The sequence below is a fragment of the Vibrio paracholerae genome (genome assembly GCF_037672085.1).
GTDB classification, from domain to species: Bacteria; Pseudomonadota; Gammaproteobacteria; order Enterobacterales; family Vibrionaceae; genus Vibrio; species Vibrio cholerae.
Window position 1 is genome coordinate 263,863 of record NZ_JBBHLM010000002.1, and the last position, 12,293, is coordinate 276,155.

Annotated in this window: 13 protein-coding genes; 6 read left to right on the top strand and 7 right to left on the bottom strand. The window is 49.4% G+C overall.

Annotated elements, in window-relative coordinates; genetic code table 11:
* Positions 1–63: 63 nt before the first annotated feature.
* Positions 64–1,515, bottom strand: a complete 1,452-nt coding sequence (aspA, locus tag R4537_RS06505; RefSeq protein WP_071179330.1) for an aspartate ammonia-lyase — start codon at positions 1,513–1,515, stop codon at positions 64–66.
* 243 nt (positions 1,516–1,758) lie between these two features.
* Between aspA and R4537_RS06510 the strand changes: the two genes are divergently transcribed.
* Together R4537_RS06510 and R4537_RS06515 are read left to right on the top strand one after the other, a co-directional pair.
* Complete coding sequence (locus R4537_RS06510) at positions 1,759–2,697, top strand: GGDEF domain-containing protein (protein WP_071179329.1); 939 nt, start codon at positions 1,759–1,761, stop codon at positions 2,695–2,697.
* Positions 2,698–2,788: 91 nt separating this feature from the next.
* Positions 2,789–3,274, top strand: a complete 486-nt coding sequence (locus R4537_RS06515) for an FxsA family protein (RefSeq protein WP_071179328.1) — start codon at positions 2,789–2,791, stop codon at positions 3,272–3,274.
* A 33-nt stretch (positions 3,275–3,307) separates the two neighbouring features.
* On the opposite strand, the gene trmL is transcribed toward R4537_RS06515, so the two are convergent.
* The 4 genes from trmL to R4537_RS06535 all read right to left on the bottom strand — a co-directional run bounded on the left by trmL (position 3,308) and on the right by R4537_RS06535 (position 6,667).
* A complete protein-coding gene (gene trmL, locus R4537_RS06520; protein ID WP_069648411.1) occupies positions 3,308–3,784 on the bottom strand; it encodes a tRNA (uridine(34)/cytosine(34)/5-carboxymethylaminomethyluridine(34)-2'-O)-methyltransferase TrmL in 477 nt (158 codons plus the stop codon).
* Positions 3,785–3,836: 52 nt separating this feature from the next.
* Positions 3,837–4,454: a superoxide dismutase gene (locus tag R4537_RS06525; protein ID WP_001120292.1), complete on the bottom strand. Its 618-nt coding sequence runs from the start codon at positions 4,452–4,454 to the stop codon at positions 3,837–3,839.
* Between the two features lie 132 nt (positions 4,455–4,586).
* Positions 4,587–5,981, bottom strand: coding sequence for an envelope stress sensor histidine kinase CpxA (gene cpxA / locus R4537_RS06530; RefSeq protein ID WP_032480025.1), 1,395 nt, complete (start codon positions 5,979–5,981; stop codon positions 4,587–4,589).
* Entirely contained in the window at positions 5,981–6,667 is a 687-nt protein-coding gene (locus tag R4537_RS06535) for a response regulator (RefSeq protein ID WP_000940152.1), read from the bottom strand. Before R4537_RS06535 ends, cpxA begins: the two co-directional genes overlap by 1 nt.
* 187 nt (positions 6,668–6,854) lie before the next feature.
* On the opposite strand from R4537_RS06535, the gene R4537_RS06540 reads away from it, so the two are divergent.
* The 3 genes from R4537_RS06540 (at position 6,855) to pfkA (ending at position 9,611) form a co-directional block, all read left to right on the top strand.
* Complete coding sequence (locus R4537_RS06540; protein ID WP_071179327.1) at positions 6,855–7,355, top strand: CpxP family protein; 501 nt, start codon at positions 6,855–6,857, stop codon at positions 7,353–7,355.
* A 125-nt stretch (positions 7,356–7,480) separates the two neighbouring features.
* Positions 7,481–8,386, top strand: coding sequence for a CDF family cation-efflux transporter FieF (fieF, locus tag R4537_RS06545; protein WP_071179326.1), 906 nt, complete (start codon positions 7,481–7,483; stop codon positions 8,384–8,386).
* A gap of 262 nt (positions 8,387–8,648) precedes the next feature.
* Entirely contained in the window at positions 8,649–9,611 is a 963-nt protein-coding gene (gene pfkA, locus R4537_RS06550; protein WP_071179325.1) for a 6-phosphofructokinase, read from the top strand.
* An 86-nt stretch (positions 9,612–9,697) separates the two neighbouring features.
* Here the strand turns inward: pfkA and glpX are convergent, their stop codons facing one another.
* Positions 9,698–10,705, bottom strand: coding sequence for a class II fructose-bisphosphatase (glpX, locus tag R4537_RS06555; protein WP_000817540.1), 1,008 nt, complete (start codon positions 10,703–10,705; stop codon positions 9,698–9,700).
* Between the two features lie 320 nt (positions 10,706–11,025).
* Between glpX and zapB the strand changes: the two genes are divergently transcribed.
* Positions 11,026–11,268 carry a cell division protein ZapB gene (gene zapB / locus R4537_RS06560; RefSeq protein WP_000007389.1) on the top strand — a complete coding sequence of 81 codons (243 nt, stop codon included), beginning with the start codon at positions 11,026–11,028 and terminating at the stop codon, positions 11,266–11,268.
* A 61-nt stretch (positions 11,269–11,329) separates the two neighbouring features.
* Here the strand turns inward: zapB and metF are convergent, their stop codons facing one another.
* Complete coding sequence (gene metF / locus R4537_RS06565) at positions 11,330–12,217, bottom strand: methylenetetrahydrofolate reductase (RefSeq protein WP_029627700.1); 888 nt, start codon at positions 12,215–12,217, stop codon at positions 11,330–11,332.
* Positions 12,218–12,293 lie beyond the last annotated feature (76 nt).

Genomic DNA, 12,293 nt, shown 5'->3' on the forward strand with positions numbered 1-12,293 from the left:
ATGCTTTCACCGCATTGAGTTTGATGAGAAAAGCCCCCAACAAAGGGGGCTTAAACCGAACGATTATTCGTAACGTTTTGCTTTGTACTGAGGATGCATCAGGTTCTCAACCGAGAAGATGTCATCGAGCTGCTCTTCAGTCAGCAAGCCACGCTCAAGTACCACTTCGCGTACGCTCTTACCGGTTTCGGCACAGATCTTACCGACAATGTCACCCTCATGGTGGCCAATGTATGGGTTTAGGTAGGTCACGATACCGATCGAGTTAAACACGAAGTTTTCACAGATTTCTTTGTTGACTGTGATGCCATCAATACACTTGTCGCGTAGGTTGACACAGGCGTTAGTCAGCAGAGAGATAGACTCAAACATCGCTTGAGCAATCACAGGCTCCATGACGTTCAACTGCAGTTGACCCGCTTCTGCGGCGAATGTGATGGTGTTGTCGTTACCAAACACTTTAAAGCAAACTTGGTTCACCACTTCCGGGATTACTGGGTTTACTTTCGCTGGCATGATGGACGAACCCGCTTGCAGTTCAGGCAAGTTGATTTCATTCAGACCTGCACGTGGACCAGAAGAGAGCAGACGTAGATCGTTACAGATCTTAGAGAGCTTCATCGCTAGACGTTTCAACGCGCCGTGAGTCATCACATAAGCACCACAGTCAGAGGTGGCTTCAATCAAATCTTCTGCTGGAACGGTTTCTAAACCTGTCACTTGCGCCAGATATCTCACGGCCAGCTCTTGGTAACCCGGCGCGGCGTTCAGGCCTGTACCGATCGCGGTCGCGCCTAAGTTCACTTCCAAAAGCAGTTTTGAAGTGTATTGCAGCGCGCGGATCTCTTCATTCAGCGTCACGGCCCATGCGTGGAATTCTTGACCTACGGTCATAGGTACGGCGTCTTGCAACTGAGTACGACCCATTTTCAGGATGTTTTTGTACTCAGCCGCTTTAAGTTCGAATGAGCCTTTTAGGTATTCAATCGCATCAATCACTTTCAGGATGCTGTTGTAAACCGCGATGCGAAAACCCGTTGGGTATGCACAGTTGGTTGATTGGCTCTTGTTTACGTGGTCATTGGGGTTGATGAACTCGTATTGACCTTTTTGTTTGCCCATCAGCTCAAGTGCAACGTTAGCAATCACTTCGTTGGTGTTCATGTTCACTGACGTGCCCGCACCACCTTGGAATACATCTGACGGGAATTGATCCATGCACTTACCTGTTTCAAGAATCAAATCACACGCTTGAAGGATGTAGTTCGCCACATCTTTAGGAATCACGCCCAGCTCTTTGTTTGCCAGAGTGGCCGCTTTTTTGGTCATGATCATGCCGCGTACAAATTCAGGCACGTCAGAGATCGTAACGTTAGAGATGTTGAAGTTTTCGACAGCGCGAAGGGTATGAATACCGTAGTAAGCATCAGCAGGAACGTGACGTTGACCTAACAGATCTTCTTCAATGCGGGTAGCCGGAGTCGCTGTTTTAGGCGCTTCAGATAGGGTAGCCATAAGGGGATCCTTAGATAATTATTCTGGTAAAAAACTAAATTAATAGCCATTTCTGTAATTTAAGAATCCATTCGTCAGAGTTTTTGGCTGGAAATCCGTCCTGACTTACGAGGCACATAATACTGTAAATGCATATTAAAAATAGTAACTGGATCACCTTTTAATACAATTTGATGGAAAATTTGCTGAGAGTTTTATTTATAGCTATATAAAGAGAGAAAGCGGTATAAAAGGAGCAGATTAATGGTGAATCGCACCGATTCAGTAAGATTTTTTTCGGACCAAGATCTACAAGGATATGTCAGCCGCATACTGGATGTGATTCCGCTGCCGATCATTATTTCTAAATCTTCTGCCTTCGGGCAAGGCGAGCGTAAGCATCTGCATTTTAATAAAGCTTTTGTAAAAGAGATCGGCTATACCATGGCGCAACTGCCAGATATCGAGACTTGGTTTGAAAGGGCTTACCCACAAATAGGTTATCGACAGAAGATCATTGCGCAATGGCAAAAGACGGTCGATGAGGCGCGGGCGCAAGGTGAAGATGTCGCGCAGATGCCCGCTTTGATCATGTGCGCCGATGGGGTGCAGCGCTGGTTTTCCGTCTCAGCGCAAATCGAACTGGCCAGCCGCGACGATCTGCATATCCTTACCTTTCGCAATATTCATGACTATAAAATCTCTCTTGCTGAAGCCGAACGCCAATCACAAATTGATCCCTTGACTCAACTGAAAAATCGCCGAGGTTTCTTCACTTGGAGTGAGCCGATAGCACCTGAGACGCTACTGGGGTTGATCATTTTTGATATCGACCATTTTAAGCAGATCAACGATACCTACGGCCATCCTGCTGGAGACTATGTGCTGCGCCAAATCGCCGGATTGTTGGAGCAAAGCTTACCTCCACTGTCTTGCTGTGTGCGTTGGGGCGGTGAAGAGTTTTTGGTCTGCTTTGAATGCGACGACATGGCGAATGTGGTTGGGTTGGCCGAAAACATACGAGGCTATGTCGAGAGTAATACCTTGATGTGGCAAGGGCAACAGATTGCGTTGACGCTCAGTGCTGGGTGCACCATGGGAGCGATGATGAGTTACAATTGGGACAATTTGTTACACACTGCTGATCAAGCGCTGCTGTCGGCGAAACGCTTGGGGCGCAATCGGGTGATTGCCGATCGGTAAACAAAAAGTGTTTGTTGGCGTCGGTTTTCTCTCTGGGTGACTTGTCAGCCATCTCGGTTGTGGTTAACGTGACCAAAACCAAGGAGGCATTGTGTTCCCGATACTACTGTTTTTATTTATTGCAGTCCCTGTGATTGAAATCGCGCTGTTTATTCAAGTCGGCGGCGTGCTCGGTGTATGGCCGACCATCGCCCTTGTGCTGTTAACCGCAATTGTTGGTGCTTCGCTGGTGCGTAGCCAAGGTTTGCAAACCCTGTTGACCGTACAACAGCGCCTAGCGCAAGGCCAACTGCCCGCACAGCAAATTTTAGAAGGGGTAATGTTAGCCGTGGCGGGTGTGTTGTTACTGACCCCAGGCTTTTTCACGGACATCCTCGGTATGCTGGTACTGCTGCCTGCGCCGCGTGCTTATTTAGCGAAGCAGTTGATGAGCCGTGTGGTGGTCGGCAATATCCACGCCAGTGGAGCCGGCTTTGAGCAGCCCAACCCTTTTCACGATCGTACAAATCCAAACGGCACGACCTATGAAGGTGAGTTTGAGCGCAAAGACGATCAAGACCAGCACCGTTTGAAATAATACCTTAGGTCAGTCGGTTACTTTGATGGTGCATTAGCGTGCGCCATCAAACCCCATTTGACGCCACGCTTCAAAAGCAATAATCGCTACCGCATTGGAAAGGTTTAGGCTGCGCGCTTCAGGCATCATAGGGATGCGAATCCGCTGCTCGGCGGGCAAGCTGGCAATCAGCTCGGCAGGCAAACCGCGTGTTTCTGGGCCAAACAGCAGCACATCGCCTGGTTGAAATTGGGCATCCACATGATGTTGTGTGGTTTTCGTGGTGCAAGCAAACAAGCGGAAAGAGCCTCGCTCACGCTGCAAGTATTCGATAAAGGCGGCGTAATCTTTATGGCGCGTCACTCGAGCTAAATCATGGTAATCCAAACCGGCGCGGCGCACCTTTTTCTCTTCCAGATCAAAACCCAGTGGCTCGATGAGATGCAAGTTCGCGCCACAGTTGGCACACAAACGAATGATGTTACCCGTATTGGGCGCGATTTCGGGTTCGTAGAGAGCGATATCAAACATAACGGATGGTCAATGAAATAAAGAAGGGGCGAGTATAGCCCCTTCTGATGAATTACGCAGCTTGGGTGAGTGCGATAGCGTAGTTTTCACTGACCGCTTCCCAGTTCACCACATTCCACCACGCATCAATGTACTCAGGGCGGCGGTTTTGGTAGCGAATGTAGTAAGCGTGTTCCCACACATCAAGGGCAAGAATCGGTTCACCACGCACGGCAACCACATCCATCAATGGGTTGTCTTGGTTGCTGGTGGAAGTAATGCTCAGTTGACCTTGTTGCACGATAAGCCAGACAAAACCAGAGCCGAAGGTGTTCACGGCCGCTTGCGAGAAGGCTTCTTTGAACTGCGCAAAACTGCCAAATTGACGTTCGATCTCTGCAGCCAATTCGCCTTGTGGCTCGCCGCCACCGTTAGGCTTCATGCAGTTCCAATACACAATGTGGTTATAGTAGCCACCACCGTGGTTACGCACGGCTGCGGGTAAGGTCGAAACGCGCGCGAAAATCTCGCTCAGTGGCGTATCTTCATGCTCAGTTCCTTTGATGGCAGACAGGAATTTATCGTAGTAAGTGCGGTGGTGCTTGCTGTAATGCACCTCCATGGTCTTGGCATCAATATAAGGTTCTAACGCATCGTAAGCGTAGGGTAGATCGGGAAATAGATGGGGCATAGTATCCTCCTTGGATGAATATCGCTTGGCTATCAGCAAGGCGGATAGCAAGGGTATTCTTTTATGTTAATGATAATTAATATCATTAACAACCTGAAGATTGTGAGGATATTGCTGCCCCGAGTTACTGCGTTAAGCGCTCGCCAGAGGTAAAGTAAAGCGAACTTGTAAGCCTCCTAAGTGACTGCGGTTTGCGCTGATAGTGCCACTGTGTTGGCGAATGGCATTTTCGGTGATGGCTAAACCAAGCCCTGTGCCACCGCTGTGTCGATCCCGCGCTGTCGAGACGCGATAGAACGGGCGGAAAATATCCGCCAACTCCTCTTCGGGTACACCTTCGCCATCATCATCGACGCTCACGATGAGTTGCTGGTCTTGAATGGTAAAGGCTACGTGGATCTGCTGTTGCCCGTAGTGGATCGCGTTACGCACCACGTTTTCCAATGCACTCATCAGTAATTTGGGCGTGCCGTTGATGGTTCGCTCTGGGATCGCGTCAAAAGTCAGCGTTTTGTGCATCTGCTCGGCTTCAAATTGCGCATCTTTGAGCAACTCTTCCCATAAACTACTCAGTGGCTGCACTTCGCGCATTAAATGGCTATTGATTTGCATGCGTGAGAGCGCCAGTAAATCCCCAATCATCTGCTCTAAACGTTGTGCTTCGGTATCGATCCGCTCTAATTCACTGCTACTGCCGAGTTTACGCATTGCCAGCGCGTTGGCCATGCGTAGCCGAGTTAAGGGGGAACGCAATTCGTGAGAAATGTCAGAAAGCAGTCTTTGCTGCCCAGAAACCATCTGATTGACTGCATCCACCATCTGGTTAAAGCTGCGTCCCGCCTGTTGAAACTCCGCTGTGCCGCGTTCTAATTTGGGGTCATGCACAAATTCGCCCCGCGCGACACGCTGCGCGGCTTGAGCCAGATTTTGCGCCGGCTTACTCAAGGCCCACGCCAGCCACAGTAGCAGCGGGGTGCTCACCAGCATGATTGCCAACAACAGTTGGAAGGGTTTATCAAACAAACGCAGCAAAAACGGCGGTGGTTCATCCCAGCGCATACCGACATACAACAGCAGATCTTGCTTAGCTAACGTAATAGGCACTGGGCCTGCCAACATATAACGGCCATACAGGCGCTGCTGTGGTTTTTGAACCGATTCAATACTGGAGCAGAAGTTTTGCATCGCTTTAAAACGAAAATCGGTCTGCTTTGAGTTGGTGATAATGTTGCTTTCTAAATCGGTGATAAAAAAACGCGGCTGAACATCGTGTTTACGGTGCTGACTGTCTGGCCCTTCGAGCTGAAACAGAATGGCTCTTAAGTCGGTTTGGTTGCGAAATTGCTGTTCAAAGCGATCTCTGCTCTCGAGCAAACGTTGATGCGTTTCGGGTGATAAGTCACGCGATTTACGCGGGTCAAGATGAGGTAGGGTCAATACCGCGAACAGTACCAACAGCATGGTAAACCAGAAAATCGCAAAGATGCGCCCATACAGGTTATTCAATTTCGGTAACGGTAGACGCATTACTCCTCCTGAACCATTAAGTAGCCGCGACCGCGCAAAGTTTTGATCCGTGCTTTGCCATCTGGCCGCTCAGGCAGTTTTTTGCGCAGGTTAGACACATGCATATCGATGGCTCGATCAAATGCGGCAAGGTGTTTGCCGAGCACTTCAATGCTCAGCATCTCTTTGGTCAAGGTTGCTCCGGGCGACTGCACAAAGTGAGTCAGTAGGGCAAATTCCGTAGTCGTCAGTTCCAGCAGTTGTCCTTGGCAGTAGGCTTCCTGTTTTCCGGGGTAGACTTGAATGTCCTGACACTCGATGACATCGCTGTTTTTAGGCGTGAGGCCGTTTTGCGTACGGCGCAAAATGGCACGAATGCGCGCTAGCAACTCGCGATCACTAAAAGGTTTGGGGAGATAATCATCCGCTCCGAGCTCTAAGCCGATCACCCGATCGATCTCTTCGCCTTTCGCGGTCAGCATTAAAACCGGCGTTGCCCATTTTTCGCGCAGACGCTTGAGGGTTTCCATGCCATTAAGCTTAGGCATCATCACATCGAGTAGGATCAAGTCGATCTCATCGCTGACCGCGGCCAGTCCGGCTTCACCGTCATTGGCTTGTGAAATTTCAAAGCCTTCGTACTGTAAAACCTCGGTTAATAGACTGGTCAATTCGGTGTCATCGTCGATCAAAAGGATATGTGCCATAGCTGCCTCGTGTATTGCTTGGTTACCTTCAGTTTACCGTGAAAAAAGTGCTGTGGTCAGTGAGCAATCTGCTCTTTACGATTCTTTACGCTCCCTATACGTCACTTGACCTTGCAAGTCGTAATCTATGTTCAAGCGCTGCAGAGCAGCCTAATCGATAACGAAACGAAATGTAGAGGAACGAACGATGAAACTTGCCAAAAAAATGATTTTAGCTGCGGCTGTCCTACCACTGACTCTGGGAACGACGGCGGCACTGGCTTACGGTGGTCACGGTTGGGATAAAGAGGGTGATGGCCATTGTGGAGACCGCGGTGAGCGTGGGATCTGGAAAAAGCTTGATTTAACCGCTGAGCAGCAAGCCCAACTCAAAGAGATGCGTGAGACTGGTCGTGAAAAGATGCGCGCTAATCGCGGACAAAACCATGATGCGATGAAAGCATTGCATGAGCAGGAGCGTGCTCTGGTGATCGCGGCTGATTTTGACCAAGCAGCCGCCGAGAATCTGGCAAAACAGATGGTGGATCAGCAAGTGACTCATCGCGTAAAAATGATGGAAAAACGTCATCAAATGATGAGCATTTTGACCGCCGAACAGAAAGCCAAATGGCAAACGTTACAGCAAGAGCAGATGCAGCAACACATGAAAGAAGGTGGGCACGGTAAAGGTAAAAAAGCCGCTCATTAATTCTATTGCCACCACGCATTCCTCAAACCACAAGGCAGCTTAACGTTACCTTGTGGTTTTTTACGTCTTGATTTTGGGTATATACTCGGTCATCTGTCTGACACCCCAAGAAAAAGGGAAGCGTGATGAAAAAAGAATACGCTCGTTTGGTCACCATGGCCGCTTGGACCGCGACGGCGGTAGCCTCGCTGCTCTTGGTGGTCAAAGTCGCAGCGTGGTGGGTAACGGGGTCAGTGAGCTTACTGGCGTCTTTAATCGACTCGGTACTCGATATCGCCGCCTCTGTGGTTAACCTTATCGTATTACGTTTTGCACTACAGCCCGCTGACCATGAGCACGCGTTTGGGCATGGCAAAGCAGAATCGCTCGCGGCACTGGCACAAGCCATGTTTATCTCGGGCTCCGCGTGCTTTTTGATCCTCAACGGTGTCGATCGCTTTTTCCGACCCCATGAATTGAATGCCCCTGAATTAGGCATCTATGTCAGTGCCATCGCCATGTTGGTGACTTTTGGTTTAGTACTGTTTCAGCGCTATGTGGTTAGAAAAACCGGCAGTCAAGCGATTGCCGCAGACTCACTCCACTATCAATCCGATCTACTGATGAACGCGGCCATCATGGTTGCGCTGGGATTAAGTTGGTGGGGATTTGGTCAAGCGGATGCCATTTTTGCGATCGGTATCGGTCTCTATATCTTATTCAGCGCCTTTAAAATGGTGCATGATGCGGTGCAGACGCTGCTTGACCGTAAATTACCCGATGAAGAGTTGGAACAAATTCATGCGATCTGCCTCAGTGTGGCTGGTGTGATTGGTATGCATCAACTGCGGACACGTATGTCCGGCCCGGTGCGCTTCATTCAGCTCCATTTGGAATTAGATGACAACATTTCGTTGCTGGAAGCACATCAGATCTCGGATCGGGTAGAAGATAAATTGCGTGAACATTTTGTGGGGGCTGATGTTTTGATCCACCAAGACCCGCATTCCGTGGTGCTTGAGGCCGAGCAGCAACAAAAATCGCCCCAGTGAGGCGACAAAAGGCGTCAGTTTGACTATCTTTTCCCCAAGTTAACAAAAAAACGCCAACCCTGACATGAATCAACACAGGGTGAGCACAAAACTGTAATACTCTTACATAAGTAGAAAACTTACAGAATTTAGTGCAAATAACAGTAGTATTCCTAATCGGGAAAGGTAACATTACGCACAGTTTTTGAATTTTTCTGTCTGGTTCCTTACAAGCCAGACGGCGTAGAAATTGATATTCGATTCGCAAAGTTCGAGGGTGAGCATGATTAAAAAAATCGGTGTTTTGACGAGTGGTGGCGATGCCCCAGGTATGAATGCAGCTATTCGCGGCGTAGTGCGTACAGCACTTGGCGCAGGTTTAGAAGTATTTGGTATTTACGACGGTTACCAAGGTCTGTACGAAGATCGTATCAAGCAACTAGACCGTTCAAGCGTGTCTGACGTGATCAACCGTGGCGGTACTTTTTTAGGATCTGCACGCTTCCCGCAATTTCGTGAAGTCGAAGTGCGCGAAAAAGCGATTGAAAACCTCAGAAAACACGGCATTGAAGCGCTGGTCGTGATTGGTGGTGACGGCTCTTACATGGGCGCAAAAAAACTGACCGAAATGGGTTTCCCTTGTATCGGTCTGCCAGGCACGATTGATAACGATATCGCGGGCACCGACTACACCATTGGCTATTTGACTGCCCTGAACACCGTTATTGAAGCGATTGACCGTCTGCGTGATACCTCTTCTTCACATCAACGTATCTCCATCGTAGAAATCATGGGTCGTCACTGTGGTGACTTGACGCTGACCTCTGCGATTGCGGGTGGCTGTGAATACATCATCACCCCGGAAACGGGTCTGAATATGGAGCAGCTGATTTCCAATATCAAAGATGGTATTGCGAAAGGCAAAAAGCACGCGATCATTGCGCTGACTGAGCTGATGATGGATGCCAACAAACTGGCCAAAGAGATTGAATCGGCGACAGGCCGTGAAACTCGCGCAACCGTATTAGGCCACATCCAACGGGGTGGTAAACCAACCGCATTTGACCGTGTACTGGCATCGCGCATGGGTAACTACGCAGTGCATCTATTGATGGAAGGTCACGGAGGTCGTTGTGTCGGTATCCAGAAAGAACAACTGGTTCACCACGACATCATTGATGCGATTGAAAACATGAAGCGTCCTGTACGCACCGACCTGTACAAAGTCGCTGAAGAGCTGTTCTAAGCTCGCAGCACTTTGTATTCAGAGACAAAAAAGACCGCCAAGGCGGTCTTTTCTATGCGGGTCTGTTTATATGATAGATACGCGGGTTAGAGAATGATGTCGCGCACTTGTTGGTCTTTACGCTCCAGATAGTGAATTGAGCGAATACGACGGATGGTACGGCAGCGGCCGCGGATCAGCAGTGTTTCTGTTGTCGCGATATTGCCTTTGCGACTGATGCCATCGAGTAAGTCACCTTTGGTGATGCCGGTGGCCGCGAAAATCACGTTATCACTACGTGCCATGTCTTCCATTTTCAGCACTTTACCGGCTTCTACGCCCATTTGTTGACAGCGTTCGAGCTCTTTAGCTCCCCAAATGCGATTATCTTCACTATCGCCTTTGACTTGGTGACGCGGCAGTAAACGGCCTTGCATGTCGCCATCCAGCGCGCGGATCACCGCCGCAGAGACTACGCCTTCTGGTGCCCCACCAATGCAGTACATCATGTCCACTTCACTATCGGGCATACAGGTCAGAATTGATGCGGCGACATCGCCATCCGGCACTGCAAAAACGCGTACGCCCATCTGTTGCATTTGCGCAATCACTTGGTCGTGGCGCGGTTTGGCAAGCGTGATCACCACCAAATCGGTTAAGGGTTTGCCGAGTGCTTTTGCGACATGGTTTAGGTTGTCTTTTAGCGGCAAATTGAGGTCGATGCAGCCTTTTGCTCCGGGGCCAACCACCAACTTTTCCATGTACATGTCGGGCGCTTTCAGGAAACTGCCTTTTTCGCCCGCCGCAAGCACGGCTAACGCGTTAGATTGGCCCATGGCGGTCATGCGAGTACCTTCGATAGGGTCGACCGCAATATCAACTGCATCGCCACCTAGGCCGACTTGTTCGCCAATGTACAGCATAGGCGCTTCATCAATTTCGCCCTCTCCAATCACAATTTCACCGCTGATCTCCGTTTGGTTGAGCAGGATGCGCATCACTTCTACCGCAGCGCCATCGGCGGCATTTTTATCGCCACGTCCCAACCATTTATAGCCTGCGAGTGCGGCACCTTCGGTGACGCGGGAAAAAGCCATTGCTAAATCGCGTTTCATGTTTGCTTTGCTCCAAACCCAAGAGAGAAATTTTGCGCGGCATTCTACCACACTCCCAAGTAAACGTTTGCCTTTTGCGGCAATTCGCCTTTGCCTTTGATCAAAAACGCGCAAGAAAAGTCGAGGTTTGCTCGAAAATGCCTGCTCGGATCGAGCTTAGCGGCTCATTAAGTTAAGCTTGGGTCAAATTGCGCGGTTTTTTTAACCGAATAGCGAAAAAGATCGAACTTAGGGCGTGTTTCTGTGCACAGGGCTGAGTAGAATGAACTCAATCAGTGAAGTCCACTTCACCTCAACCGAATCAACAAGGGTAAAACGTCATGTCTTTTGAAGTATTAGAAAAACTGGAAGCGAAAATTCAAACTGCAGTCGACACCATTGCACTGCTGCAAATGGAAGTTGAAGAGCTCAAAGAAGAAAAACAACAGCTGCAAAATGAAGCACAAGAGCTGCGTGAAGCGCGTGAAGAGCTTGAGCAACGTGCACAGCAAGTTCAACAAGAGCATGCGGCATGGCAAGAGCGCATCCGCAGCCTGCTGGGCAAAATGGAAGACGTGGAGTAATTCTTCTAACGCAAACGCCGACAGTGATGTCGGCGTTTTTGATCAAGATGGAATGTTGTGCTTAAGCTTGTGGGCGCACGCCTAAAGTATGGCATAAGGCGTAGGTCATTTCGGCTCGGTTTAGGGTGTAGAAGTGGAAATCTTTCACCCCTTCACGGCACAGCACGCGCACCATATCAATGGCTTGGCTTGCACCTACCAACTGGCGAGTCACCGGATCGTCTTCTAATCCTTCAAACTGCTTCACCATCCAATTCGGAACTTTGACGTTGTTTTGTGCAGCGAAGCGTGAGGCTTGTTTAAAGTTAGACACAGGCAGAATGCCGGGGACGATTTCTACCTCAATCCCAGCCGCCACACAGCGATCGCGAAAACGCAGGTAACTCTCGACATCAAAGAAAAACTGCGTGATGGCACGATTCGCACCCGCCTCGACTTTACGTTTTAAATTGAGCAGATCCGCTTGCGCGCTTTTCGCTTCAGGATGCACTTCAGGGAAGGCTGCCACGGAAATATCAAAATCGTGGCGTGATTTGAGCAGCGTCACTAGATCGGAGGCGTACATCTCTGGCTTACCACCGCCAGCAGGAATATCACCACGTAGCGCCACAATATTCTGGATGCCGTTATGCCAGTAGTCATCGGCGATCTGGATCAGTTCATCACGAGTGGCATCGATACAAGTCAGGTGTGGCGCGGCAATTAAACCAGTTTGATCTTTGATAGCTTTAATGATCGAGTGAGTACGGTCACGCTCACCAGAGTTTGCGCCATAAGTGACCGAAACAAATTTCGGTTGGAGTGTTTTCAGACGGTGTACCGAGCCCCAAAGCGTTTCTTCCATTTGTGGTGAGCTGGGTGGAAAAAACTCAAACGAAACATTGATGTCAGAAAGCTCCGCAATGTTTTGGTTCAATGCATCGATATGGCCAGCGTGTGTGTATCCCATCTTGTACTCCCTGTGACCGAGTGTCACTGCCTGAATCTGAATTGACGTTTAGACGTCTATATGGCTGTAGAATGTC